The organism is Streptomyces albidoflavus, from assembly GCF_000719955.1.
Taxonomy (GTDB): Bacteria; Actinomycetota; Actinomycetes; order Streptomycetales; family Streptomycetaceae; genus Streptomyces; species Streptomyces albidoflavus.
Window position 1 is genome coordinate 48,869 of record NZ_JOII01000026.1, and the last position, 25,392, is coordinate 74,260.

A 25,392-nucleotide genomic window follows, 5' to 3' on the forward strand; every position below is an offset into this window, starting at 1 on the left:
TCCTTGTGCGTGACACCACCACGCATGGCGCGGCGGCAAGGAGGGAATATCACTGCCAGGCCGGCGCCCGGGCAGTGCAGGGGCGGGCGTCGGAGCTCAGCGGGCGGCCCGGCCGCCCGCCCGGGAGGCCCTTTGCACCACCTCGACCGAGCCCTCGGCACGGACGGAGCGGAGGGCCGGAGCCCGGCCCGCGCAGGGGCCGAGCCCGGCCCGTCCTCCTCCCCGGGACACCTCCGTCCCCGGGGAGGCCCCCGCGACCCCGTCGCACCCCGACCTCATCCGAGGGGGTACGTCCTTCCGTGGTGACCAGCTCAAAGCGCCGCATGCCCGACAGGCGCACCTACGTTCTCGACACCAGCGTGCTGCTGGCCGATCCGAACGCCATGATCCGTTTCGACGAGCACGAAGTGGTGCTCCCGATCGTCGTGGTCACGGAACTGGAGGCCAAGAGGCACCACCCGGAACTCGGGTACTTCGCCCGCCAGGCCCTGCGCCTGCTGGACGACTTCCGGGTCCGTTACGGCCGGCTCGACGCCCCCATCCCGCTCGGGGACCTCGGCGGCAGCCTCCGTGTCGAGCTGAACCACTCCGACCCGGGAGTCCTGCCCGCCGGATACCGCCTGGGGGACAACGACTCACGCATCCTCGCCGTCGCCCGGAACCTCCAGGCCGAGGGATTCGACGTCACCGTCGTCTCCAAGGACCTGCCACTGCGCATCAAGGCGTCGTCGGTCGGTCTGCTCGCCGAGGAGTACCGGGCGGAGCTGGCCATCACCGACTCCGGCTGGACCGGGATGGCCGAGCTGACCCTCTCCGGCGAACAGGTCGACCTCCTCTTCGAGCAGGACACCCTGCTCGTCCCGGAGGCCGCCGAGCTGCCGGTGCACACCGGGCTCACCATCCAGTCCGAGCGCGGCAAGGCGCTCGGGCGGGTCACCGAGACCGGCGAGGTACGCCTGGTCCGGGGCGACCGGGAGGCGTTCGGCATCCACGGCCGCAGCGCCGAGCAGCGGATCGCGCTGGACCTGCTCCTCGATCCGGAGATCGGCATCATCTCGATGGGCGGCCGGGCCGGCACCGGCAAATCGGCGCTGGCGCTCTGCGCCGGACTGGAGGCGGTGCTGGAGCGCGGCCAGCACAAGAAGGTGATGGTCTTCCGGCCGCTGTACGCCGTCGGCGGGCAGGAGCTCGGCTTCCTGCCGGGCAGCGAGGCCGAGAAGATGGGCCCCTGGGCGCAGGCGGTCTTCGACACCCTCTCGGCCGTCACCACCCGCGAGGTCATCGAGGAGGTCGTGGCCCGCGGCATGCTGGAGGTGCTGCCGCTCACCCACATCCGCGGCCGCTCCCTGCACGACGCCTTCGTCATCGTCGACGAGGCCCAGTCCCTGGAGCGGAACGTCCTGCTGACCGTCCTGTCCCGGATCGGGGCCGACTCCCGGGTCGTCCTCACCCACGACGTCGCCCAGCGCGACAACCTGCGGGTCGGGCGGTACGACGGCGTGGTGGCCGTGGTGGAGAAGCTGAAGGGGCACCCGCTCTTCGCCCATGTGACGCTGACCCGCTCCGAGCGCTCCCGGATCGCCGCCCTGGTGACCGAGCTGCTGGAGGACGGCCAGCTGTGACGGCGGGGCCGACCGGGTGACCTAAGCCGCCTGAACCGGGGCGAGTTGGGCGTTCGGGTGGCGCAGTCGTAGGCCATTTGATCGGTACGTCCGAAAAGTATGACCGGTGGTACAAAGCGCCGTCGGGGAAGGCCAAGCAGCCTAGCCCGACGGCGCTTTGCTGCGCGCACGTTTCCAGAAACCCCGTGGGGCAAACAACGTGTGAGCTTAAACACGCGGGAGAGAATTGCCTTGCGGCGGGGGCGTCCGGCAGAGTCTTGCTCCTGTCAGGCCCCGCATACGGCAACGCGGTACCCCTAGCAGTACCAAGTAGGTCGAGAACTCCATAGAGACGCCGTATGCCACCCGAGCAGAACGGGGCGCTCCTCGCTTGCGCGAGGCAGCCCTGTCGGGTCCGTGCTTCCCGTGACCACGTTCGAGCGGAAGCCAGCGCCAAGGGCACGATTGCGTCCGCGAGGTCACCCATGCGGACGACGCTGGAAGGAAACCGTGTGAGCCGGATCTCGGTCCGGGGATTCGCTGTGGCATCGGCCACGGCGGTCACCACTGTCGGTGCTGTCGTGGGCGTTGCCTCCGGCGGTGCCCAGCAGCCCGCGAACGACTTCGAGGCAGCCGCAGGCGAGGCGACTCTCCTCGCGGACATCCCGGCGGGCCAGCAGGCCCAGGTGCAGACCGCGTCGCTGGCCCAGCAGGCCGACGCGCAGTCGATCGCCGCGGATGCCGTGACCAAGAAGGCCGTGGAGGAAGCGGCCCGCAAGGCGGCCGCCGAGGCGGCCACGGAGAAGAAGGCCGCCGCCGAGAAGGCCGCGGAGCAGGCCGAGCGTGAGGCCAAGGAGCGCAAGGAGGCCGAGGAGAAGGCCAGCCGCTCCGAGACCCGCGACGCCACCAGCTTCGCCACCCAGTCCTCGTACACGGTCGCCCAGGTGCAGGCCATGGCGCGGCAGATGGTCCCGGCGGACCAGTTCCAGTGCTTCAGCAACATCGTGAACCACGAGTCCACGTGGAACTACCGGGCCAGCAACCCGTCCTCCGGCGCCTACGGTCTCGTCCAGGCACTGCCCGGCTCCAAGATGGCCTCGGCCGGAGCCGACTGGCAGACCAACCCGGCCACCCAGATCAAGTGGGGCCTGAACTACATGGACCAGCGCTACGGTTCGCCGTGCGGCGCCTGGAGCTTCTGGCAGGCCAACAACTGGTACTAGGCCCGGCTGCGGACGCCTCACGAGGCCCCGCTCCCGTCAACCTTGCCCGGCCCCTCACCGTCCCTACGGTGAGGGGCCGCTGCCATGTACGGTCGACTCCGCGTTGTCGGGGCGGCTGGGGGTATCCGCTCCCGACGCGGAACGGGGACGAGGAACGGGGACGGGAAGAACATGTCACGACTGCCAGGGTGGCTGGAGCGCGCGGGCGCCGAGCTGACACGGATCGGTGAGGCGCTCGACGAACGCCGGGCGCGCGCCGAGGCGTCCGAGGACGCGGCCGCCCACAGCGCCCACCGGGTGCCGGAACGTCCCTCCCACCCGCCCAGGCCGGCGGTGCCCCCGGTGCCGGGCGCCGTCCCGCTCGTCAAGGCCCCGCCGGAGGCGGAGAGCGAGGCCGTCCACGTGCCGGCGCCGCCCGCCTACGCGCCCGCCGTCTCCGCGCGCCCCGACCCGGTGGCCGCCGTGCCGTGGGGCATGCGGGTCGCCGCCGAGGCGGGCTGGCGGCTGCTGGTGCTCGCCGGGACCCTCTGGGTCCTGATGAAGGTCATCGTCTCGGTCCAGCTGGTCGTCTTCGCCTTCATCGCGGCGCTGCTGGTGACCGCCCTGCTCCAGCCGACCGTCACGGCGCTGCGGCGGATGGGGATGCCCAGAGGGGCGGCGACCGCCGTCACCGCCGTGCTCGGCTTCGTCATCATGGGGCTGGTCGGCTGGTTCGTGGTCTGGCAGGTGATGGAGAACATCGACACCCTCGCCAGCCAGGTCCAGGACGGCATCGACGAGTTGCGCGGCTGGCTGCTGAACAGCCCGTTCCACGTGACCGAGGATCAGATCAACGACATCGCCAAGACCTTGCGCGACGCCGTCGGCACCAACACCGAGGAGCTGACCTCGGCCGGCCTCGAAGGCGTCACCGTCCTGGTCGAGGTCCTCACCGGCATGGTGCTGGCGATGTTCTCCACCCTCTTCCTCCTCTACGACGGCAAGCGCATCTGGCGCTGGACCCTCAACCTGGTCCCCGCGCAGGCGCGGCCGGGCATCGCCGGGGCCGGGCCGCGCGCCTGGCGGACCCTCACCGCGTACGTGCGCGGCACGGTGATGGTGGCGCTCATCGACGCGATCTTCATCGGCCTCGGCCTCTGGTTCCTCGACGTGCCGATGGCGGTGCCGCTGGCCGTCTTCATCTTCCTCTTCGCCTTCATCCCGCTGGTCGGCGCCGTCGTCTCCGGCGCGCTGGCGGTGGTGGTCGCGCTGGTGACGCAGGGCGTCTTCACCGCGCTGATGGTGCTGATCGTGGTGCTCGCCGTGCAGCAGATCGAGGGCCACATCCTCCAGCCGTTCATCCTCGGCCGCGCGGTGCGGGTCCACCCGCTCGCGGTGGTGCTCTCGGTCGCGGCGGGCGGGCTGGTCGGCGGGATCGGCGGCGCCGTGGTCGCCGTGCCGCTGGTCGCCGTCATCAACACCGTCGTCGGCTATCTGCGCGCCTACAGCCGCGAGACGGCCCTGCGGACCGCGCCGGGCCCGCACGGCGCCTCCGCGCTCGCCGTCGCCCCGGTCGGCGGCGACGGCCCGGACCGCGCCCCCGCGCCGGAAGCCCCCGCCCCCGCCCCCTCCGGCGACGAGGCGAAGGCGGACCAGGGTGCCGGGCAGCCCGCGGCCGGGCCGGGGGAGGACCCGCCGCCGGCCGAGAAGTGAGGCGGTGCGCCCCGCGGGGGCTCAGCTCTCCCGGAGCCGGACCGGCAGCGGGCGCAGCGCCTCGCGCAGGGCGGCGGCCAGTTCCTCGTACTCGTGGGTGCGGGCCGCGCCCGAGCGCAGGACCAGGCCGACCCGGCGGCTCGGGGCCGGGTCGGTGAAGGTGCCGGTGAGCAGCTGGGAGCTGCGGCCCGCCTCGACCTTGAGGGCGGTGCGGGGGAGCAGGGTGACGCCCAGTCCGCCCGCCACCAGCTGGACCAGGGTGGCGAGGCCGGCCGCGCTGGTGGTGACCGGGCGGTCGGTGCGGCCGGCGTCGCGGCAGACATCCAGGGCCTGGTCGCGCAGGCAGTGCCCCTCGTCGAGGAGGAGCAGGTCGACCTCGCGCAGCGCCTCGCGGGGGACGCCCTCGCGCCCGCCGAGCGGGTGGTCGAGCGGGGTGAGCAGGACGAAGTCCTCGTCGAAGAGCGGGAGTTCGGTCAGGCCGGGGACGCCGAGCGGGGTGGCGAGCAGCAGCAGGTCCAGGCGCCCGGCGAGCAGGCCCTCGACCAGGGAGGCGGTCTGCTCCTCGTGGACCTGGAGTTCCAGCTTCGGGTAGGCGGTGCGGACCAGGCGCAGGACGGTCGGCAGCAGGTAGGGCGCGACGGTGGGGATGACGCCGAGGCGGACGGTGCCGGTGAAGGGGGCGCGGACCGCCTCGGCCTCCTCCAGCAGCGAGCCGACCTCGGTGAGGACGGCCTTGGCGCGCGGGGCGAGGCGTTCTCCGGCGGGGGAGAGGAGGACCCGGCGGGTGGTGCGCTCCAGCAGGGTGACGCCGAGGATCTCCTCCAGGGTGGAGACGGCGCCGGAGAGCGCGGGCTGGCTCATCCCGAGGGCGGCGGCCGCGTCCCGGAAGTGCAGGTGCTCGGCGACGGCGGCGAAGGCCCGGAGCTGGGCGAGGGTGGGTCCCTTGGCGGCGCGGCCGGGGCGGGCCGGGGCGGTGCTGTGGTGCATGGGGCTCAGGGTCTCCGGCCGGTGCTGCGGTGTGACGAGGGTGGCGTCGGCGATGCCGCCCGCCGGTGCTCCAGCCTACGGGCGCGGGTGGGCGGGGCGCCGGTGACGCCTGCCACGTCGCAGGGGTCCGCTCGGCCCTTTTCGATGCGGAGGGTGACCGTTCCGGGTGGCACTCAGGGCATGGAATGATGCGTTCCGATCGGTTGCCGACCGTGTTCCGCCGTCGGGAGCCGACGGCGCGTCGCTCGCGGCCGTTTCTCCCGGCTCCGGCAACATGCGGGAAAACCGCTGGTGACCTGCGGGCAACTGATTCGTTCGCCCTATCGGTGGAACGGAACTGATCGATTTCTCTGCATGATCTCCCGTGTGGCACGCTGGGCCACAGTCCAACCCCTCAGTACCAAACGGAGGACCACAGTGCTCACTGTCGGTGACAAGTTCCCCGAGTTCGACCTCACGGCCTGCGTCTCGCTGGAGAAGGGCAAGGAGTTCGAGCAGATCAACCACAAGACCTACGAGGGCAAGTGGAAGATCGTCTTCGCGTGGCCGAAGGACTTCACCTTCGTCTGCCCGACCGAGATCGCCGCGTTCGGCAAGCTGAACGAGGAGTTCGCCGACCGTGACGCGCAGGTCCTCGGCTTCTCGGGTGACTCGGAGTTCGTGCACCACGCCTGGCGCAAGGACCACCCGGACCTGACCGACCTGCCCTTCCCGATGCTGGCCGACTCGAAGCACGAGCTCATGCGTGACCTCGGCATCGAGGGCGAGGACGGCTTCGCCCAGCGCGCCGTCTTCATCGTCGACCAGAACAACGAGATCCAGTTCACCATGGTGACCGCGGGCTCCGTCGGCCGTAACCCGAAGGAGGTCCTCCGGGTCCTCGACGCCCTCCAGACGGACGAGCTCTGCCCGTGCAACTGGACCCAGGGCGACGAGACCCTGGACCCGGTCGCGCTCCTCTCGGGCGAGTGAGGTAATCCCATGGCTCTCGACGCACTCAAGTCCGCCATACCGGACTTCGCCAAGGACCTGAAGCTCAACCTGGGCTCCGTCATCGGCAACAGCCCGCTCCCGCAGCAGCAGCTGTGGGGCACCGTGCTGGCCTGCGCGATCGCCTCGCGCTCGCCGAAGGTGCTCAGCGAGCTGGAGCCGGAGGCCAAGGAGAACCTGTCGCCCGAGGCGTACCAGGCCGCCAAGTCCGCCGCCGCCATCATGGCGATGAACAACGTCTTCTACCGGACCCGGCACCTGCTGTCGGACCCCGAGTACGGGACGCTCCGCGCCGGTCTGCGGATGAACGTCATCGGCAACCCGGGCGTGGAGAAGGTCGACTTCGAGCTCTGGTCGCTCGCGGTCTCCGCCATCAACGGCTGCGGCCAGTGCCTCGACTCGCACGAGCAGGTGCTCCGCAAGGCCGGTGTCGACCGCGAGACGATCCAGGAGGCCGTGAAGATCGCCGCCGTCCTGCAGGCCGTCGGCGCGACCCTCGACTCCGAGGCGGTCCTGGCGGGCGCGTGACGCGCTCCCGGTGACCCCGGATCAGGCAGCTGTACGCAGGGGAGCCCCCACCGATTCCGGTGGGGGCTCCCCTGCGTCGTCCGTACCCGGCCGCGCGGGTCACTCGGTGCGCAGGCCCTCCGGCCGGGTCATCCGCAGCAGCGGCGGCAGGGAGGCGAGGGTGATCAGCACGATCACCCCGGCGCCGGTCAGCGCGTACGGCCAGAAGACCCACCAGGACTGGACGGGCTTGTCGATCACCCCGGTCATCACCTTGCCGAGGCCGAGCCCGCCCAGTACCGCGACCCCGATGCCGAGGACGACCGGGACGGCCGTCTGCCACAGCGTGGAGAGGGCCAGCGTCCGGCGCGGGGTGCCGAAGGCGGCCAGGGCGGCCAGCACCCGGCGGCGCTCCCGCAGCTGCTCGATGGTGGAGACCAGCAGCGAGGCCGCGATCAGCACCAGCAGCACCGAGGCGCCGACCATCAGGGCGGTCTGGGCGCTGGCGTAGTTGCGGTCCCGGGTGACGGCGACGAAGTTGGTGACCCGCATCGTCGGGTCGATGGCGGCGGCGGTGTTGCGCACGTGTTCCACGCCGTCCGGGACCGACGGGTCCAGCTTGATCATGGCGGTGGTCATCGCCGGGGCGCGCTCCAGCTCCTTGCCGATGGCGCCCGGGGTGGCGTAGATGCCGTCCCGGTGGTTGCCGCCCGGGTCCTTCCGGGTGCGGACCACGGGGCTGTCGGCGGGGAGGGTCCAGAGGATCTCGCCGGCCGGCCGGTGGCCGCGGGTCTCGGCGTCCTCCGGGTTGTCGCCGAGGTTGACCGGCTTGCCGGGGCGGGCCGACTGGTCGACCCAGGCGTTCATCTCCTCGTCCGGGCTGTGCGCGACGAAGGTGTCCCCGTCCGCGCACCGGTCGATCCGGGCCAGCTCGCGCAGGGTGGCGCAGTCGGCGATGTGCAGCTCGGTGGTGGGGCGGATGTCGCCCTCGTACGCGCCCGGCCGGGTCGCGTAGACGTTGACCGTGCCGATGACCTTCCGGACGCCCTCGGTGGCGCGGAAGTCGGCGATCATCCGCTGGGCCAGCGCGCCGTCGGCGTGGTTGGTGGCGACGCCGACCTCGGCGCGGGCCGGGTCCTGGCCGGTGAGCTTGATGAAGTCCTCGTGCATCGAACCGAGGAGCATCTGGATGGCGATGGCCCCCGCCACGGCCACCGTGATCCCGCCGACCGCCCGCGAGACGGAGCCGCTCTCCAGCTGGAGCCGGCGGGTGGCGAGCTGCCAGGGGACGGGGCCGCCGCGCAGCCGGCGGACGACCGCCTCGACCGCCCAGGGGAGCAGCGCGATCAGGCCGATCAGCACCAGCGCGCTGCCGGCGCCGATCACGTACTCGCTGTACATGACGGTGTAGAAGTTGACGTCCCCGCTGAACGGGAGCAGCAGGGCGACGCCGAGCACCGGCAGCAGCAGGCGCCACCACAGGCGGCGGCGGCGCGGCTTGGTGTGGCGGACCACGCCGAGCGGTTCGATCGCCACCGACTTGAGCGAGACGAGCGTGACCAGCACCGCCGCCAGCGGCACCCCGAGGACGACCACCAGGCCGAGCAGCGGGTCCGGCACCAGGTCGCCCGCGAAGACGCCGACGTCCCACACCTCGACGTACTGGGCCGGCGGCCGCAGCGCCAGGAAGAGGGCGGCGCCCACGGCGAGGCCCAGCAGCGCGCCGCCGAGTGCCTCGCCGGCCGCGATCCGGCGGACGGTGGGCCGGTCGGCGCCGACCAGGCGCAGCGCGGCGAGCCGCCGGTCGCGCCGCTCGCCGCCGAAGCGGACGGCGGTGGCGATGAAGACCGCGACGGGGGTGAGCAGCACCACGCACATCAGCGTGATCAGGATGATCAGCGCGGGGGCCAGGTCGTCCCCCTCGGAGGCCAGGCCGAACCCGTCGGTGCGGGCGGCCTTCCCCGGGGCGAGCGCGTCGTGGCCGGCGTAGAAGAGGAGTTCGCCCGGGTTGACCAGCCCCGCGTCGCCGATGGTGCCGACGATCTTCTGGGGCAGGCGCTCGCGGAGCAGGGCGCCCTCCTCGGTGCCCAGCAGGTCGCGCAGGGCGGGCGAGGCGTACATCTCGCCGTCGGCGGGGAGTCCGGGCAGGCCCGGCGGGAGCGCCGGGGCCTTCCCCTCGGCCTTGAGGTACGTGCCCCAGATCGTCTCGGAGCGGTAGTCGGACTCCGCGGTGGAGTAGAGCACCGTGGAGTCGGAGCGCGCGGGGCTCTCCGGGTCGAGCGTCGCGGAGGCGGTACGGGCGTCGCCGCGGGCTGCGCGTTCGGCGAGCAGGTGCGGGGTGCTGGCGGCACCGAGCAGCACGGCGACGGCGGCGCCGACCCCCGCGGCGGTCAGCAGGGTGCGCGACCAGCCCTCGCGGCCGCCGCCGAAGGCGAACCGCAGGCCGGTCAGCAGGTCCTGGAGCCAGGTGCTGCGGCCGGAGCCGCGCGGGGTGGAGGGGAGCGGCGGCGCGGGGGCCGCCTGCGGAGCGGTGGTCGTCACGCGTACCGCTCCATGTCCCGGCACCGGCCGTCGCGGACGACGATCTCGCGGTCGGAGTAGGCGGCCACCCGGTTCTCGTGGGTGACCAGGACGACGGCGGTGCCGGCCGCCCGGGCGGCCTCGGTGAGCAGTTCCATGACCCGCTCGCCGTTGAGGGAGTCGAGGGCGCCGGTCGGCTCGTCGGCGAAGAGCACGCGCGGGGCGGTGACCAGCGCGCGGGCCACCGCGACCCGCTGGCCCTGGCCGCCGGAGACCTCGCCGGGCCGGTGGTCGCGGACGTCGTCCACCTCCAGCCGCTCCAGCCAGGAGGCGGCGGCGGCCTCGGCGGCCTTGCGCCGCACCCCGTTGAGCCTGAGCGGCAGCGCCACGTTCTCCACGCAGGTCAGCTCGGGGACGAGCTGGCCGAACTGGAAGACGAAGCCGAACTCGGTACGGCGCAGGGCCGACAGGCGCTGGTCGGGCAGGCCGGCGATCTCGGCGCCCTGGTAGGTGAGGGAGCCGCTGTCCGGGCGGACGATCCCGGCGAGGCAGTGCAGCAGCGTGGACTTGCCGGAGCCGGAGGGCCCCATCACCGCGACCACCTCGCCCGCGTGGATGGAGAAGTCGGCGCCGTCCAGCGCGGTGGTCTGCCCGTACGTCTTGTGCAGTCCGCTCGCGGCGAGCAGCGACCCGGCCGGGGCGGGGGCGGTCGCGGGGGCCTCGGGGAAGGGGGCACTCACGCGCCGACCGCCTTTCCGAGCGCGCCGAGGCGGGCCGCGGTCAGCTCCAGCCAGCGCAGGTCCGCCTCCAGGTGGAAGAGGGCGTGGTCGCAGATGAGTTGGTCGGCGAGGTCGCCCTGGCGCTTGCGGGCGGTCAGCGCGCGCATCAGGCGCAGGTGTTCGGCGCGCTGGGTGTCGAGCAGGTCACCGGCGTCGCGGCCGGTGAGCAGGGCGAGGACGACCTTGGTGTACAGGGTCGACTGGAGGTAGGGCTCCGGCTTCTCCGGGGTGGCGAGCCAGGTGGCGACATCGGTGATGCCCGCCTCCGTGATGGCGTACCGCTTCCGTTCGGGGCCGGCGCCCGCCTCCACGCCGTCGACCTCCACGAGGCCGTTCTTCAGCAGGCGGGACATGGTGGCGTAGACCTGGCCGTAGTGCAGGGGCCGGTCGTGGCCGAACTTGTCGTCGAAGGCGCGCTTGAGGTCGTAGCCGTGGCGGGGGCCGGACTCCAGCAGGCCGAGCAGGGTGTGACCGATGGACATGGCGAGCACTGTACATGGGGTGTATACCTGCGGTGAATAGCGGGGTGGAGGCCGGAAACGGCCCGAGCCGGGCGGGCCGGAGATCCGGCCCACCCGGCTCGGGCGGTGTGTGCGTGGCGGCGGTCAGCTTCCCGCCCCGGGCTCCTCGCTCCGGGGCGGGCGGCCCCGGCGTGGCAGCGGCCCGGTGGCCCCGGGGAGGCGGCCCGCCTCCGAGAGGGCGCGGCGGAGGAGGAACTCGATCTGCGCGTTGGTGCTGCGCAGCTCGTCGGCGGCCCAGCGGGCCAGGGCGTCATGGACGAGCGGGTCGAGCCGCAGCAGGACCTGCTTGCGCTGCTGCCGGGTCCGCCGCGGCCGTTCGGCCGCTCCGTCCTCCGTCGCCCCGGTCACTGGTAGAGCGTGCCCGTGTTGACGACCGGCTGGGCGGACCGGTCGCCGCAGAGGACCACCATCAGATTGCTGACCATGGCGGCCTTGCGGTCGGAGTCGAGCTCCACGATGTCGTCCTCCTGGATGCGGGAGAGCGCCTGCTCGACCATGCCCACCGCGCCCTCGACGATCAGGCGGCGGGCGGCGACGACGGCACCGGCCTGCTGGCGCTGGAGCATCGCCGAGGCGATCTCCGGGGCGTAGGCGAGGTGGGTGAAGCGGGACTCGACGATCTTGACGCCGGCCGCCTCGACCCGGGCGTGCAGCTCCACGGCGAGCTTCTCGGTGATCTCCTCGGCGTTGCCGCGCAGGGAGAGGCCGCCCTCGTCGTGGGCGTCGTAGGGGTACTCGATGGCGATGTGGCGGACGGCGGCCTCGGTCTGGGTGGAGACGAACTCCAGGAAGTCGTCCACCTCGAAGACGGCGCGGGCGGTGTCCTCGACCTTCCAGACGACGACGGCGGCCAGCTCGATCGGGTTGCCGTAGGCGTCGTTGACCTTGAGGACGGCCGTCTCGTGGTTGCGCACCCGGGTGGAGATCTTCTCGCGGGTGGTCAGCGGGTTGACCCAGCGCAGGCCGTCGGTGCGGATGGTGCCGCGGTACCGGCCGAAGAGCTGGACGACGCGGGCCTCGCCCGGCGCCACCATGTTCAGCCCGCACATCGCGAGGAAGGCGCCGATGCCCACCAGGATGCCGACGATGATCAGCGCCGCCTTGGCGCCGTTGGCCTCGGCCGCCGCACCCAGGGCGACCAGCGCCGCGCCCGCGACCAGGCCGAGGAGGCCGAGCAGCAGGGCCATCGCCCCGCCGATGCTGTGCGCCTTGAACTCGCGGACGGACGGCTGCGGCATGGCCGGCAGGTCCGGGGTGGAGTCGTCGGCTGGGGTGTGGGAGGAGGAGGTGGTCACGGTGTCCCCGTTTCTGTGGTCGTTCTGCTCTCGCTGGTCCATCAAACTGCTATCACTTTAACGGAGGAGTGGGGTGCGCGCCAGCCCCCTTCCCCAGGCCCCTCTTTGGCCGGAAATGGCCGGTGACAGCAACCCGGAGACCCGTTCGTGAGTCGGTTCCCTTGGCTGCGGGTGCTCATTCTCACGTCCGGAAAAGGATGGATCGGCAACCGTTTGTCCTCGGGCGCGGTGTTAGCTTTCAAAGCTGACCGGACGGGTGTGACCGCAGGGCACGGGTACCCGCCGAACGCGGATGTCCGGTCCAGCCGGGCGGGATCAGGCCCCGTACACCCCGGGGTTCTCGGAGCGGAAAGAAGCGGAGCGACTCACCATGAGCCGATCGGACGAAGGACGAGCGGGACGGGGCGGCATAGGCCGCTTCTTCACGCTCAAGAAACTCCTCGGCGCCTTCTTCACCGTCTGCCTGCTCGGCATGCTGGGCTTCGTCGGCCTCTACCTCGTCGTCGACGTCCCCGAGGGCAACGCCGACGCCACGCGCCAGAGCAACGTCTACAAGTACGCCGACGGCTCGCAGATCACGCACACCGGGTCCGTCAACCGCGAGATCGTCGGACTGGACCGGATACCCAAGGACGTGCAGCGCACGTTCGTGGCAGCCGAGAACAAGACGTTCTACACCGACGGCGGCATCGACCTGAAGGGCACCGCGCGGGGACTGATCAACACCGTCTCCGGCAAGGGCAAGCAGGGCGGCTCCACCATCACCCAGCAGTACGTGAAGAACTACTACCTCACCTCCGACCAGACGGTCAGCCGCAAGGTGAAGGAACTGGTCATCGCCCTCAAGGTCGACCAGCGGATGAGCAAGGACGACATCCTCGCCGGCTACATCAACACCAGCTACTACGGCCGCGGCGCCCACGGCATCCAGGCCGCCGCCCAGTCGTACTACGGCGTCGACGCCGACGACCTCACCGTCTCCCAGGGCGCCTACCTCGCCGCCCTCCTCCAGGCCCCCAGCCAGTACGACTGGGCCGTCGCCTCGGACCGGGGCAAGCAGCTCGTCAAGGAGCGCTGGCGGTACGTCCTGAACAACATGGTCGACCAGGGCTGGCTCGACAAGGCGACCGCCGCCGAGCAGAAGTTCCCGGTGCCCGACGAGCCGAAGCCCGCCCCCGGCCTCGCGGGCCAGAAGGGCTACCTGGTCAACGCCGCCAACAACGCCCTGCGCAAGCAGCTGATGGCCGAGGGCGCCAGCGCCGAGGAGGCCCAGACCTCCGTCGAGGCCGGCGGCTGGACCATGACGCTCAACATCGACAAGAAGAAGCAGCGCGAGCTGGAGCGCTCCGTCGACAGCTCCCTCAACGACAAGCTCGACCCGAAGGCCCGCAAGGTCGACGCCCGCGTCCAGACCGGCGCCGCCTCCGTCGACCCGCGCAACGGCAAGGTCCTCGCCCTCTACGGCGGCCGCGACTACATCGAGCACCAGCTCTCCAACGCCACCCGCCGCGACTACCAGGTGGCCTCCACCTTCAAGCCGCTGATCCTCGCCTCCGCCCTGGAGAACAAGGCCACCACCCAGGACGGCCGGCCCGTCACCGCCGGCACCATCTACGACGGCACCAGCGAACGGCCCCTGGAGGGCTCGCCCACCCCGTACGCGCCGCCCAACGAGGACGACGTCGACTACGGCCCGGTCACCGTCCAGAAGGCGATGAACAAGTCCATCAACTCCGTCTTCGCGCAGATGGGCGTGGACGTCGGCATGGACAAGGTGATGAAGACCGCCGGCGACCTCGGCATGGACGTCGAGGGCCTGGAGGCGGTCCCCGCCCAGACGCTCGGCTCGATGGGCGCCAGCCCCCTGGAGATGGCCGGGGTCTACGCCACCTTCGCCAACCACGGCAAGCTGGTCACCCCCGCCGTCCTCAAGAGCGCCGAGAACCGCGACCGCACCGTCGACCTGCCCAAGGCCGTCGGCGAGCAGGTGATCAAGCGCTCCACCGCCGACTCGGTCACCTCCGTCCTCACCGGCGTGGTCGACGACGGCACCGGCGCCGCGGTCCGCAACCCCGCCCAGGACGTGGCCGGCAAGACCGGCACCTCGGACGACAACAAGTCCGCCTGGTTCACCGGCTTCACCCCCAAGCTCGTCACCTCCGTCGGCCTCTTCGGCGAGGACATGGAGAAGAAGGGCCAGCAGGTCTCGCTCTACGGCGCGGCCGGCGGCGGCCGGGTCAACGGCGGCGGTTTCCCCGCGCAGATCTGGGCCGACTACACCTTCGACGTGATGGGCACCCCGGCCTCCTTCGACCTCGACACCGACATGGGCGCGGGCGTCGCCCCGCCGCCGGAGCCCGACCCCAGCACCCCGCCGGAGCCCGAGGAGTCCACCCCCGTCGAGCCGAGCACCCCGGCGGAGCCCAGCGACGAGCCGACCAGCGAGGAGCCGACCGACCCGGAGCCCTCGGACGAGCCCACCGGCGGCCCGTCGATCCCCGAGCCGCCGGAGGAGTCCCCGCCCGGCCCGGAGCTGCCCACCATCGAGCCCGGCGCGCCGGGCGAGGAGGAGTAGCAGGCGGTACACGAAGGAGCCCGGCCCCCTTCCTCCCGTACGGGAAAGGGGGCCGGGCTCCTTCGTCTCCGCGGACTCAGCCCGCCTCGACCTTGTGGGCCACGGTGTCGCCGAGGTTCTGGTCGACGTTGCGCCAGTAGGCCAGCGCCCGCTCCAGCACGGGGCGGGTCACGCCGTCCAGCAGGTGGCCCGCGATGTTCGAGGCGAGCCGCTCGCGGGCCGCGTCGTCCAGCACCTCCCGGACCATCGTCCCGGCCTGGCCCCAGTCGCTGTCGTCCCGCCGCAGGGTGTACGCCTCGTGGACCATCTCCCCGGCCGAGTACCACCCGGCCGGCTCGCCGAACCGGGCCGTGTCCGCGTCCGGGCCGCCGTAGGAGTTCGGCGCGTACACCGCGTTCACCCGCGCCGGCTCGTACCGCATCGGGCCGTCCTTGGCGTACGAGGCGATCGGGGAGCGGGGGCGGTTCGGCGGGAGCTGGGTGTAGTTGGGGCCGATCCGGTACCGGTGGGTGTCCGGGTACGAGAAGAGCCGGCCCAGCAGCATCTTGTCCGGGGACGGGCCGATGCCCGGCACCAGGTTGGACGGCTCGAACGAGGCCTGCTCGATGTGGATGAACCAGTCCTCGGGGTTCTCGTCCAGCGTCATCCGGCCGACCTCGATCAGCGGGTAGTCGCCGTACGGCCACACCTTGGTCAGGTCGAAGGGGTTGAAGCGGTAGTCCGCCGCGTCCTCGAACGGCATGATCTGCACGTACATCGTCCAGGTCGGGTGGTCACCGCGCCGGATCGCGTCGAACAGGTCGCGGCGGTGGATGTCGGCGTCCTCGCCGGCCACCCGGTCCGCCTCCTCCTGGGTGTAGAACTCGATGCCCTGGTCGGTCTTGAAGCGGTACTTCACCCAGAACCGCTCGCCGCCCTCGTTGACCCACATGTAGGTGTGCGAGCTGAAGCCGTCCATGTGGCGGTAGGTGCGCGGGATGCCCCGGTCGCCCATCAGCCACGTCACCATGTGCGCCGACTCCGGCGAGAGCGTCCAGAAGTCCCACTGCATGTTGTGGTCGCGCAGGGCGTTGTCCGGGCGCCGCTTCTGCGAGCGGATGAAGTCCTGGAACTTCATCGGGTCGCGGACGAAGAAGACCGGCGTGTTGTTGCCGACCATGTCGTAGTTGCCCAGCTCGGTGTAGAACTTCAGCGCGAAGCCGCGCGGGTCGCGCCAGGTGTCCGGCGACCCCTGCTCCCCGGCCACCGTCGAGAACCGGGCCAGCATGGGCGTGCGCTTCCCCGGCTGGAACAGGTCCGCCTTGGTGAACTGGCTGACGTCGTTGGTCACCTCGAAGAAGCCGTACGCCCCCGACCCCTTCGCGTGCACGACCCGCTCGGGGACCCGCTCGCGGTTGAACTGGGCCATCTTCTCGATGAGGTAGTGGTCCTGGAGCAGGATCGGCCCGTCCCGGCCCACGGTCAGCGAGTGCTCGTCGCTCTCCACCGGGATGCCGGAGTTGTTGGTGGTGTACGGGGCCTGCTGCGGTGCGTCGGACACAGGGTCCTCCCATCGGTGCGGGGCTCTCACGGGCGCGGGCGGTGCCCGCACACCAGGAGGACACCGCCGCACCACTCCACCCGGCAGTCAAGACCGCCGACACGGTGTCGGCAACGCGGGTGGGCCGTCCGGTACGCCCACCCGCCTGCCCGCCCGCGACCCGGTCATGCCCCGGCCGCGGGTCAGGGCATCGGCAGCTCGAACCAGACGACCTTGCCGTTGCTCAGCCGGGTCGCGTCCCAGCGCCGGGCCACCCTGTTGACCAGGTACAGGCCGCGCCCGCCCTCGTCGGTGGCGCGGGCCTGCCGCAGCCTCGGGAGCTGGGGCACGTCGTCGCCGACCTCGACCCGCAGCACGTCGGTGCGCAGCAGCCGCAGCGTCACCGGACGCGAGGCGTACCGGACCGCGTTGGTCACCACCTCGCTGACCAGCAGCTCCACCGAGTCCGTCAGCTCCTCCAGACCCCACCGCGCCAGCGCCGCCCGGGCCAGGCGCCGGGCCCGGCCGGGCGCCGCCGGGTCGGGGTCCAGGAACCAGTACGCCACGTCGCTCGGCGCGATCCCGTCGAAGCGGGCCGCGAGCAGCGCGATGTCGTCGTCCCGGTCACCCGGACCCAGCATGTCCAGCACGTCGTCGCAGAGCGCCTCCAGCGGCGGCGGATGGTCGGGGCCGGTCAGCCGGGCCGTCGCCGCCAGCCGCTCCCGCAGCTGCTCGATGCCGGTCCACACGTCCCGCAGCCGCGACTCCACCAGGCCGTCGGTGTACAGCAGCAGCGTCGCCCCGGCCGGCGCGTCCAGCTCCACCGCCTCGAAGTCGACCCCGCCGACGCCGATCGGCGCCCCCGGCGGCACCCGCAGCACCTCCGCGCGGCCGCCCAGGTGGAGCAGGACCGGCGGCGGATGCCCGGCGTTGGCCACCGTGATGCGGTGCGACACCGGGTCGTAGACCGCGTAGACACAGGTCGCCATCCGGTCCGAGCCCAGCCGCTGCGCCTGCTCGTCGAGGTGGTGCAGCACCTCCTGCGGCGGCAGGTCGAGCCCGGCCAGGGTCTGCGCGGTGGTCCGCAGCTGCCCCATGATCGCGGCCGAGGTCATCGAGTGGCCCATCACGTCGCCGACCACCAGCGCCACCCGCGAACCCGGCAGCGGGATCGCGTCGTACCAGTCGCCGCCGACCCGGGCCGTCTCGGCGGCCGGCAGGTAGCGGCTGGCCAGCCGGACGCCGGTCGCCTTCGGCAGGGTCTCGGGGAGCATGGTGCGCTGCAACTCGTCGGCGATGTACGCCTCGCGGCCGTACAGCACCGCCTTGTCGATGCCGAGCGCGCTGTGCGTCGCCAGCTGGGCCGCCACCAGCAGGTCGTCCTGCTCGAAGGCGGGCCGGTCCGGGCTGCGCAGGAAGACGGCCGCGCCGATCACCCGGCGGCGGCCGCGCAGCGGCGCGAGCACGGTACGCATCCCGCCGGGCACCGTCCGCCCCTCGCCCAGCAGTTCGGCCAGGGCGTCCTGGGCGCCGGGCGCCTAGGAGAAGACCGGGCGCACCCCGCGCAGCACCTCGGCGAGGGCGCCGCCCGGACGCACCTCGCACAGCTCGGGCGAGAGCAGCGCCTCCGGCGAGAGCGGGATCTGCGCGGCGAGCGACTGGTCGCCCTCGCCCTCGCCCTCCCCGAGATGACGCAGCCGGTCGGTGCGGCGCAGCCGGAGCACCAGCGGCCCGGTCGGCCGCTCGTCGCCGACCAGCAGCGGATCGCTGAGGTAGACGAGGATCGCGTCGGAGAAGGTCGGGACCGTCGCCCGGCACAGCCCCATCACGATCTCGTCCGGGTCGATGCCGCGGGCGATGCGCCGGGTGGCCGCGCCGACGAACCGCAGCCGGTCGCCGTCGCGCCGGGCCGTGCCCGGCAGCTGGCCCGGCACCTGCCCGCCGTCGCCGAGGCCGGTGCCGCGTCCGGGCGGCTCCTCGCGGGAGCCGCGGGCCGCGCCGGGGCCGGCCTGCGCCGGCGTCGCGCCGTGCTCGACCGGTGCGTCGGGCTCGCTCCGGCCCGAGCGGCCGGAGCGGCGGCGTCCGCCGGAGCCCTTGGCCGGGGCGGGGGAGTCCTGTGCGGGTAAGGCCGCGGCCCGCCGGGAGCCGCCTTTACGGCGGCGCCGTCCCTTGGCCGGCGGCGGCACGGAGGCGTCCTTGGCACGCCCCCGCTCCGGTGGACCGGCCTGCTCCGGGCTCTCCGGCGCCTCGGCCGGATCGGGGGTACGCAGCCGCGCCCCGCGCCGTTCGGCGGGGGCGGTCGGGCCGGCAGCTCGCGGCTGCCGGCCCTCGTGGGAGGTGGGGTGCTCCGTCACGCGTGTCGAATCCGTCCGTCCGGGGCTGCGCCGTGTCAGTCGCGCCGGCAGTTCAGGAAGAGCTGGTACTCGGGTGGGGCGTCGGTGCTGGCCGGCGCGTAGGCGTAGTCGTCCTCGCCGGTGATCTCGAAGCCCGCCTCGCTCACCACCCGGCGCAGCTCCTCCCGGAGGTAGCCGGAGACCCGCAGGGTGTGGCCGAGGAAGGGGATGCCCGCGTCGTCCAGGTCGGCCTCGACCATCGACAGGGCGAGGTGGCCGCCGGGCACCAGCAGCGAGCGGAGCAGCCGCAGGGCGTGCGGGATCTCCTCGCGCGGCAGCATCAGCAGGGTGAAGAAACAGGTCACACCGTCGAACCGGCCGAGCCCGCCGGGCCCTTCGACGCGCAGCGAGGCCAGGTCGCGGTGGAGGAACTCGGCGCCGGGGACGTGGGTCCGGGCCAGCTCCAGCATGCCCGCGGAGAGGTCGACCCCGGTCACCCGGTGGCCGGCGTCGGCGAGCTGGCCGCAGGTCGGCAGGCCGGTGCCGCAGCCGACGTCCAGGACGCGGGCCTGGGCGGGGAGTTCGGCGAGCAGGCGCTGCACGGCGGCGATCTGGCCCTCCTTGTGCGGGAACGCCTCGTCGTACCGCTTGCCTATCGCGTCGAACGCCTCGGCCTGCCCGGTGCGGTCCACGACCAGCCCCGGGGCGTAACCGCCCGCCGCGCCGTTCTCCCGCTGCCCTGGACCCTCGTTCACGTCGTGTCCCGCCCCTCGATGCCTGTCTGCCTGACGTGCGCTGCTGCGTTCCGATCGTGCGACGGCCGAGGGCCCGGCCGAAGTGGCCGGGCCGTCGCCGTGTCGTGCGGTGCGGCCCTCCGGAACCGGCCCGGCGGCTGCTGTGTCCTTGCGGACGACGATCCTACGTTTGGAGTACGGGCCTCTAGCAAGGGTCTCACGGCCCCACTGACACCCCTGCGCGGTCCCAATCGCCCGGAAGTGCCGGAATCGGCCACCCCGGATCGGGCCGCCAGTCGGGCCAGCCGTCGCCGAACGGGGCTCCCCAGGCGGCGATCCGCTCGACGGCCCGGGCGCCCGCCTCGCGTACGGCGGCGGCCTGGCCGGGGGTCATCAGGCCGGCCGCCTGGGCCTCGGCGAACTCGTCCTCGTCGAGCCAGCGCCAGCTGCGGTCGGGGGCGACCGCGATGTCCAGGAAGTGGTCCTGGGAGTCGACACCGCCCGACCATCTCGCCAGCGGCTGCTCCAGGTTGACGTACCAGTTCTTGAACCGCCAGCCCGGCTCCCAGAAGAGCCAGACCGACCACGGCTCGCCGGGGCGGGCCAGTTTCAGCACCCCGGTGCCGAACCAGCGGTCGCGGCGGACGGCGCGGGGCTTGGTGTAGCGCGTGGTCAGCGGCTCGCGGTGGAGCGGGGTGCCGTCGGCGAGGACCGGGCGGACCACCTCGGTGCCCGGCGCCATCCACACCGCGAGCAGGTCGGCGGTGTCGCGGACCACCGTGACCGGGCGGCAGATGTGGAACCGCTCCCCGGCGTTCTCCCGGTAACGCCACAGGATCGGCGTGCCGGGTGCCCACCGCCCGCCCCGCGCCGCCGCACCGCCTGCCGCACTCTCCGTCTGTGCCATGGCCAGATATTAGGGGGTGTCTGACAAATCCTGTGCGGTGTCCGCGGTGTTCGGTGCGTGCTCTCGGCGTGCCGGACGAAGGTCCTCGTAGCGGAGCTACTTGGGCCTTCGTCCGGTGCGGCGAGAGTGCGTGCCGGGCGCCGTGGGCGCCGTGCGGGATTTGTCAGGCACCCCCTTGGCGGTGCGGGGCGGGCGAGGGGGCGGTACGGGCGGGGCGGCAGGGCCCGGTGGCCGCCCCGCCGCAGGTCAGGGCCGGGTCATCCGCAGGACGTCGAGGGCCTCGTCGAGCTGTTCCAGCGTCAGGTCGCCGCGCTCCACGTACCCCCCGTCGAGGACCACCTCGCGGATGGTGCGCCGCTCGGCCAGCGACCGCTTGGCGACCTTCGCCGCCTCCTCGTAGCCGAGGTACTTGTTGAGCGGGGTGACCACCGAGGGCGAGGACTCGGCGTACTCGCGGGCCCGCTCCACGTTCGCGGTGATGCCGTCCACCGTGCGGTCGGCCAGCAGCCGGGAGACGTTGGCGAGCAGCCGCACCGACTCCAGCACGTTCTTGGCGATGACCGGGAGCATCACGTTCAGCTCGAAGTTGCCCGCCGCCCCGGCCGTCGCCACCGTCGCGTCGTTGCCGGTCACCTGGGCCGCCACCATCAGGACGGCCTCCGGGATCACCGGGTTGACCTTGCCCGGCATGATCGAGGAGCCCGGCTGGAGGTCGGGGAGCTGGATCTCGGCCAGACCGGTGCGCGGGCCCGAGGCCATCCACCGCAGATCGTTGGCGATCTTGGTCAGCCCGACCGCGATCGTCCGCAGCTGCCCGCTGGTCTCCACCACCCCGTCCCGGGCACCCTGCGCCTCGAAGTGGTCGCGGGCCTCGGTCAGTTCGAGCCCCGTGGCCCGCGCCACCTCGGCGATCACGGCGGGCGAGAACCCCTCGGGCGTGTTGATCCCGGTACCCACCGCCGTCCCGCCCAGCGGCAGTTCGGCCAGCCGGGGCAGCGAGGCACGCAGCCGCTCCACGCCGTACGACACCTGGGCCGCGTAGCCGCCGAACTCCTGGCCGAGGGTGACCGGGGTGGCGTCCATCAGGTGGGTGCGGCCGGACTTCACCACGTCCGCGAACTCCTCGGCCTTGCGCCGCAGCGCCGCCGCGAGGTGCTCCAGGGCCGGGATCAGGTCGCGGGTGACGGCGGCGGTGGCCGCGATGTGGATCGAGGAGGGGAAGACGTCGTTGGACGACTGGGAGGCGTTGACGTGGTCGTTGGGGTGGACCGGGCGGCCCAGGCGCTCGGTGGCCAGCGTCGCCAGCACCTCGTTCATGTTCATGTTCGACGAGGTGCCCGAGCCGGTCTGGAAGACGTCGACCGGGAACTCGGCGTCCCACCGGCCCGCCGCCACCTCCTCGGCGGCCGAGGCGACGGCCCCCGCGATCTCCTCGTCCAGCACACCGAGCCGGGCGTTGACCGTGGCCGCCGCCCCCTTGATCCGGGCCAGCGCCTCGATGTGGGCCCGCTCCAGCCGCTGCCCGGAGACGGGGAAGTTCTCCACCGCCCGCTGCGTCTGGGCCCGCCACTTGGCGCCGGCCGGGACGCGTACCTCGCCCATGGAGTCGTGCTCGACCCGGAAGCCACCGGCCGCCGCGTCCACGCGGGAAGCGTCACTCGTCATGTCGTCCTACCTCCGAAACCGGCGGGCGAGGGGAGGCGCCGGGGGCGGGAAAGGACCTCCGGCGCGCGGGGCCCGCCGAAAAAGTTGAGCGATTGTCTGGTTCGACGTATTCCCCTGACGTCTACCGACCAGTAAAAACCCTCGGTAGCACCCGGTACCCGCAACGTCACCGAACCCGTGGGGATGCCCCGTACGGACACCCTCATGGGCCACACGTGCCCCCTGGAGACGCCATGAAGCGCACCAGCACCGCCCGAGAGCCGTACGCACCCCGCAGACCCCGCCGCGCGGCCGCCGCGCTCGCCGCGTCCGCGGCCGTCCTCGCCGCCCTGCTCACCCCGGCCACCGCCTCGGCGGCCCCCGCCCCGGCGGCCGCGACCCCGCTCCCCGCCGAACTGGAGACGATCCGCGCCGCCGAGGCCACCGCCCTCTACGGCGACCCGGCCGAGCGCCCCCTGGACCAGCGCAAGAGCTCCCTCATCTCGCTCGGCGACAGCCAGATCTCCGGCGAGGGCGTCGGCAACTACGAACCGGGCACCGACGGCCCCACCAACTGGTGCCACCGCTCCAAGGACGCCGCCGTCCACCGCACCAGCATCCCCGCCGACGTCACCTACAACGTCTCCTGCTCCGGCGCCAACTCCGCCAACATCCGCATCGGCGGCAGCCGCCAGTACGCCGACGAACTGGTCCAGAGCGACAGCCTCGCGATCAAGGCCCGCAACACCAGGATCAAGCAGGTCCTGGTGGTCGCCGGAGCCAACGACGACCTCCAGTTCGGCCCCGTCATGACCGACTGCGTCACCCGCTACCTGCTCCTCCAGGGCGCCTGCAACCCCAAGTACGACCCCGGCTGGCAGGGCCGCGTCGACGGCCTGATCCCCAAGGTCACCGCCACCCTCGGCGACCTCAAGAAGGTCATGGGCGACGCCGGTTACGCGGACGGCTCCTACGAACTCGTCCTGATGAGCTACTCCAGCCCCATCACCCCCGACTTCCGCGACAACCCCAAGTTCCCCGGCAAGCTCCCCGGCGGCTGCGTGGGCTACGACGCGGACGCCCGCTGGGGCCGCGACACCGCCGTGCCCGCCTTCCAGAAGGGGCTGCGCACCGCCGCCCGCCAGGCCGGCGCCACCTACCTCGACGGCTCCCGCCTCTTCCAGGGACACGAGGTCTGCACCGACAACACCTGGGTCCGCGGCCTGACCGTCGACCTCTCCAACCCCTTCCCGCCGGACGCCAACTCCGTCCGCCAGTCCTTCCACCCCAACGGCCGCGGCCACGCCGCCTTCGCCGCCTGCCTCAGCGCCCTGCACGGCACCGGCCTGCGGGAGGCGAGCTGCGCCGACCCCGGCTCCACCGGCCAGCCGGTCCTGCGCGCCGGAGCCTGGGACGACGCCTTCAAGCCGCTGCGCGCCGGCACCGGCGTCTGCCTCGACGCCAAGGGCGGCGACACCCTCAACGACACCGCCCTGATCGGCTGGGACTGCACCGGCACCCGCAACCAGGGCTGGTGGCAGAGCCCCGACACCGGCACCGTCCACATCGAGACCACCCACGACCGCTGCCTCGACGTCCCCGGCGCCGACTACCGCGCCGGCCGCGCCCTCGTCCTCTACGACTGCGCCGGCCAGCCCAACCAGAAGTTCACCCGCACCGGCACCACCCTGCGCCCCACCGCCGCCCAGAACCTCTGCGTCACCCTGACCGCCAAGAACACCCCGGCCCGCCTCCAGACCTGCGACGGCTCGGCCGCGCAGAGTCTGGCGTGACGCCCGGTCCGTACTGAATCCCCGTACGGAAGCGTGTGGCCCCGTCCCGCCGGAAGTCCGGCGGGACGGGGCCACACGTCCGCGCGAGGGGTGGCTACGCCAGCCCCGGCCCCCGCACCGGGATCGACGTGAACGTCGGCGCCGGGGCGGGCTCGGTGAAGAAGTCGTTGCCCTTGTCGTCGACGACGACGAAGGCGGGGAAGTCCTCGACCTCGATGCGCCAGACGGCCTCCATGCCCAGCTCCTCGTACTCCAGGACCTCGACCTTCTTGATGCAGTCCTGGGCGAGGCGGGCGGCGGGGCCGCCGATGGAGCCGAGGTAGAAGCCGCCGTGGGCGCCGCAGGCCTCGGTGACCTGGCGGGAGCGGTTGCCCTTGGCCAGCATCACCTTGGAGCCGCCGGCGGCCTGGAACTGCTCGACGTAGGAGTCCATGCGGCCGGCCGTGGTCGGGCCGAAGGAGCCGGAGGCGTAGCCCTCGGGGGTCTTGGCGGGGCCGGCGTAGTAGACCGGGTGGTCCTTGAGGTACTGCGGCATGCCCTCGCCGGCGTCGAGCCGCTCCTTGATCTTGGCGTGGGCGATGTCGCGGGCGACGACCAGCGGGCCGGTCAGCGAGAGGCGGGTCTTGACCGGGTACTTGGTCAGCTCGGCGAGGATCTCGTCCATCGGGCGGTTGAGGTCGATCTCGACCACGTCGCCGGACTCGTCGAGGTGCTCGTCGGTGGTCTCGGGGAGGAAGCGCGCCGGGTCGGTCTCCAGCTGCTCCAGGAAGACGCCCTCGGCGGTGATCTTGGCGACGGCCTGGCGGTCGGCCGAGCAGGAGACGGCGATGGCGACCGGGCAGGAGGCGCCGTGGCGGGGGAGGCGGACGACGCGGACGTCGTGGCAGAAGTACTTGCCGCCGAACTGCGCGCCGATGCCGATCTTCTGGGTCAGCTCGAAGACCTTCTCCTCCAGCTCCTTGTCCCGGAAGCCGTTGCCGAGCGCGGAGCCCTCGGCGGGCAGCTCGTCGAGGTAGTGCGCGGAGGCGTACTTGGCGGTCTTCAGCGCGTACTCGGCCGAGGTGCCGCCGACCACGATCGCCAGGTGGTACGGCGGGCAGGCGGCCGTGCCGAGCGAGCGGATCTTCTCCTCCAGGAACTTCATCATGGAGGACTCGTTGAGGACGGCCTTGGTCTCCTGGTACAGGAAGGACTTGTTGGCCGAGCCGCCGCCCTTGGCCATGAAGAGGAACTTGTAGGCGCCGCCGTCGGTCGCGTACAGCTCGATCTGCGCGGGCAGGTTCGAGCCGGTGTTCTTCTCGTCCCACATGGTCAGCGGGGCCATCTGGGAGTAGCGCAGGTTGAGCTGGGTGTACGCGTCGTAGATGCCGCGCGAGAGGGCCGCCTCGTCGCCGCCCTCGGTGAGGACGTTCTGGCCGCGTTTGCCCATGACGATCGCGGTGCCGGTGTCCTGGCACATGGGGAGCACGCCGGCGGCGGCGATGTTGGCGTTCTTCAGCAGGTCCAGCGCGACGAACTTGTCGTTGGAGGACGCCTCGGGGTCGTCGATGATCTTGCGGAGCTGGGCGAGGTGGGCCGGGCGCAGGTAGTGCTGGATGTCCTTGATCGCCTCGGCGGCGAGCTTGCGCAGCGCTTCCGGCTCGACCTTGAGGAAGGTGCGCCCGTCGGCCTCGAAGGTCGAGACGCCCTCGGAGGTGACCAGGCGGTAGGGCGTGGTGTCCTCTCCGGTCGGCAGCAGATCGGTGTACGCAAACTCCGGCATTTCGCCCATT

The 25,392-nt window shown here is 72.5% G+C and carries 18 protein-coding genes and 1 pseudogene; 7 read left to right on the forward strand and 12 right to left on the reverse strand.

What is annotated here, in order from left to right; genetic code table 11:
• Positions 1–299: 299 nt before the first annotated feature.
• The 3 genes from phoH2 (at position 300) to IF45_RS0123135 (ending at position 4,516) form a co-directional block, all read left to right on the forward strand.
• Complete coding sequence (gene phoH2, locus IF45_RS0123125; protein ID WP_003948260.1) at positions 300–1,622, forward strand: RNA 5'-3' helicase PhoH2; 1,323 nt, start codon at positions 300–302, stop codon at positions 1,620–1,622.
• Positions 1,623–2,113: 491 nt separating this feature from the next.
• The gene (locus IF45_RS0123130) at positions 2,114–2,824 is read left to right on the forward strand and encodes an aggregation-promoting factor C-terminal-like domain-containing protein (protein ID WP_010638255.1); all 711 of its coding nucleotides are present in this window, start codon (positions 2,114–2,116) and stop codon (positions 2,822–2,824) included.
• Positions 2,825–2,995: 171 nt separating this feature from the next.
• Positions 2,996–4,516, forward strand: coding sequence for an AI-2E family transporter (locus IF45_RS0123135; RefSeq protein WP_015507837.1), 1,521 nt, complete (start codon positions 2,996–2,998; stop codon positions 4,514–4,516).
• A 21-nt stretch (positions 4,517–4,537) separates the two neighbouring features.
• Here IF45_RS0123135 and IF45_RS0123140 read toward each other — a convergent pair whose 3' ends face one another.
• Positions 4,538–5,503, reverse strand: coding sequence for a LysR substrate-binding domain-containing protein (locus IF45_RS0123140; RefSeq protein WP_003948257.1), 966 nt, complete (start codon positions 5,501–5,503; stop codon positions 4,538–4,540).
• A 417-nt stretch (positions 5,504–5,920) separates the two neighbouring features.
• Between IF45_RS0123140 and IF45_RS0123145 the strand changes: the two genes are divergently transcribed.
• Both IF45_RS0123145 and IF45_RS0123150 read left to right on the forward strand, forming a co-directional pair.
• The gene (locus IF45_RS0123145; RefSeq protein ID WP_003948256.1) at positions 5,921–6,475 is read left to right on the forward strand and encodes a peroxiredoxin; all 555 of its coding nucleotides are present in this window, start codon (positions 5,921–5,923) and stop codon (positions 6,473–6,475) included.
• Between the two features lie 9 nt (positions 6,476–6,484).
• A complete protein-coding gene (locus IF45_RS0123150) occupies positions 6,485–7,021 on the forward strand; it encodes an alkyl hydroperoxide reductase (protein ID WP_003948255.1) in 537 nt (178 codons plus the stop codon).
• 99 nt (positions 7,022–7,120) lie between these two features.
• Here IF45_RS0123150 and IF45_RS0123155 read toward each other — a convergent pair whose 3' ends face one another.
• The 5 genes from IF45_RS0123155 to IF45_RS0123175 form a co-directional block, all read right to left on the reverse strand.
• Positions 7,121–9,541 (reverse strand): FtsX-like permease family protein, encoded by a 2,421-nt coding sequence (locus IF45_RS0123155; protein ID WP_030309334.1) that lies wholly within the window; start codon positions 9,539–9,541, stop codon positions 7,121–7,123.
• The gene (locus IF45_RS0123160) at positions 9,538–10,260 is read right to left on the reverse strand and encodes an ABC transporter ATP-binding protein (protein WP_051720724.1); all 723 of its coding nucleotides are present in this window, start codon (positions 10,258–10,260) and stop codon (positions 9,538–9,540) included. The genes IF45_RS0123155 and IF45_RS0123160 overlap by 4 nt, the downstream gene beginning before the upstream one ends.
• The gene (locus tag IF45_RS0123165; protein ID WP_003948252.1) at positions 10,257–10,781 is read right to left on the reverse strand and encodes a PadR family transcriptional regulator; all 525 of its coding nucleotides are present in this window, start codon (positions 10,779–10,781) and stop codon (positions 10,257–10,259) included. Before IF45_RS0123165 ends, IF45_RS0123160 begins: the two co-directional genes overlap by 4 nt.
• Positions 10,782–10,904: 123 nt before the next feature.
• Positions 10,905–11,168, reverse strand: coding sequence for a type II toxin-antitoxin system antitoxin (locus IF45_RS0123170; protein ID WP_008409195.1), 264 nt, complete (start codon positions 11,166–11,168; stop codon positions 10,905–10,907).
• Positions 11,165–12,157 carry an SPFH domain-containing protein gene (locus IF45_RS0123175; RefSeq protein WP_008409196.1) on the reverse strand — a complete coding sequence of 331 codons (993 nt, stop codon included), beginning with the start codon at positions 12,155–12,157 and terminating at the stop codon, positions 11,165–11,167. The genes IF45_RS0123170 and IF45_RS0123175 overlap by 4 nt, the downstream gene beginning before the upstream one ends.
• Positions 12,158–12,485: 328 nt before the next feature.
• Between IF45_RS0123175 and IF45_RS0123180 the strand changes: the two genes are divergently transcribed.
• On the forward strand, positions 12,486–14,690 hold the full coding sequence (locus IF45_RS0123180) for a transglycosylase domain-containing protein (protein ID WP_008409197.1): 2,205 nt from the start codon (positions 12,486–12,488) through the stop codon (positions 14,688–14,690).
• A 76-nt stretch (positions 14,691–14,766) separates the two neighbouring features.
• On the opposite strand, the gene IF45_RS0123185 is transcribed toward IF45_RS0123180, so the two are convergent.
• The 5 genes and pseudogenes from IF45_RS0123185 to IF45_RS0123205 all read right to left on the reverse strand — a co-directional run bounded on the left by IF45_RS0123185 (position 14,767) and on the right by IF45_RS0123205 (position 21,848).
• On the reverse strand, positions 14,767–16,230 hold the full coding sequence (locus IF45_RS0123185; protein ID WP_008409198.1) for a catalase: 1,464 nt from the start codon (positions 16,228–16,230) through the stop codon (positions 14,767–14,769).
• A 182-nt stretch (positions 16,231–16,412) separates the two neighbouring features.
• Positions 16,413–18,563 (reverse strand): annotated as a pseudogene (locus tag IF45_RS31560) (SpoIIE family protein phosphatase).
• 35 nt (positions 18,564–18,598) lie between these two features.
• A complete protein-coding gene (locus tag IF45_RS0123195) occupies positions 18,599–19,297 on the reverse strand; it encodes a class I SAM-dependent DNA methyltransferase (RefSeq protein WP_003948246.1) in 699 nt (232 codons plus the stop codon).
• A gap of 196 nt (positions 19,298–19,493) precedes the next feature.
• Positions 19,494–20,183, reverse strand: coding sequence for a cytidylyl-2-hydroxypropylphosphonate hydrolase (gene fomD / locus IF45_RS0123200; RefSeq protein WP_003948245.1), 690 nt, complete (start codon positions 20,181–20,183; stop codon positions 19,494–19,496).
• A gap of 246 nt (positions 20,184–20,429) precedes the next feature.
• Positions 20,430–21,848 (reverse strand): class II fumarate hydratase, encoded by a 1,419-nt coding sequence (locus IF45_RS0123205; RefSeq protein ID WP_008414122.1) that lies wholly within the window; start codon positions 21,846–21,848, stop codon positions 20,430–20,432.
• Between the two features lie 233 nt (positions 21,849–22,081).
• Between IF45_RS0123205 and IF45_RS0123210 the strand changes: the two genes are divergently transcribed.
• Positions 22,082–23,620 (forward strand): ricin-type beta-trefoil lectin domain protein, encoded by a 1,539-nt coding sequence (locus IF45_RS0123210; RefSeq protein WP_008414124.1) that lies wholly within the window; start codon positions 22,082–22,084, stop codon positions 23,618–23,620.
• 94 nt (positions 23,621–23,714) lie between these two features.
• On the opposite strand, the gene IF45_RS0123215 is transcribed toward IF45_RS0123210, so the two are convergent.
• Positions 23,715–25,382, reverse strand: a complete 1,668-nt coding sequence (locus IF45_RS0123215) for a fumarate hydratase (RefSeq protein WP_008414126.1) — start codon at positions 25,380–25,382, stop codon at positions 23,715–23,717.
• Between the last annotated feature and the right edge of the window lie 10 nt (positions 25,383–25,392).

What these genes read in the sequence shown, in the direction of transcription:
- IF45_RS0123180 (WP_008409197.1), top strand. Translation starts at nt 12,486, where the DNA reads ATGAGCCGATCGGACGAAGGACGAGCGGGACGGGGCGGCATAGGCCGC.
- IF45_RS0123175 (WP_008409196.1), bottom strand. Translation starts at nt 12,157, where the DNA reads ATGGACCAGCGAGAGCAGAACGACCACAGAAACGGGGACACCGTGACC.
- IF45_RS0123210 (WP_008414124.1), top strand. Translation starts at nt 22,082, where the DNA reads ATGAAGCGCACCAGCACCGCCCGAGAGCCGTACGCACCCCGCAGACCC.
- IF45_RS0123205 (WP_008414122.1), bottom strand. Translation starts at nt 21,848, where the DNA reads ATGACGAGTGACGCTTCCCGCGTGGACGCGGCGGCCGGTGGCTTCCGG.
- IF45_RS0123150 (WP_003948255.1), top strand. Translation starts at nt 6,485, where the DNA reads ATGGCTCTCGACGCACTCAAGTCCGCCATACCGGACTTCGCCAAGGAC.
- IF45_RS0123135 (WP_015507837.1), top strand. Translation starts at nt 2,996, where the DNA reads ATGTCACGACTGCCAGGGTGGCTGGAGCGCGCGGGCGCCGAGCTGACA.
- fomD (WP_003948245.1), bottom strand. Translation starts at nt 20,183, where the DNA reads ATGGCACAGACGGAGAGTGCGGCAGGCGGTGCGGCGGCGCGGGGCGGG.
- IF45_RS0123140 (WP_003948257.1), bottom strand. Translation starts at nt 5,503, where the DNA reads ATGCACCACAGCACCGCCCCGGCCCGCCCCGGCCGCGCCGCCAAGGGA.
- IF45_RS0123215 (WP_008414126.1), bottom strand. Translation starts at nt 25,382, where the DNA reads ATGCCGGAGTTTGCGTACACCGATCTGCTGCCGACCGGAGAGGACACC.
- IF45_RS0123165 (WP_003948252.1), bottom strand. Translation starts at nt 10,781, where the DNA reads ATGTCCATCGGTCACACCCTGCTCGGCCTGCTGGAGTCCGGCCCCCGC.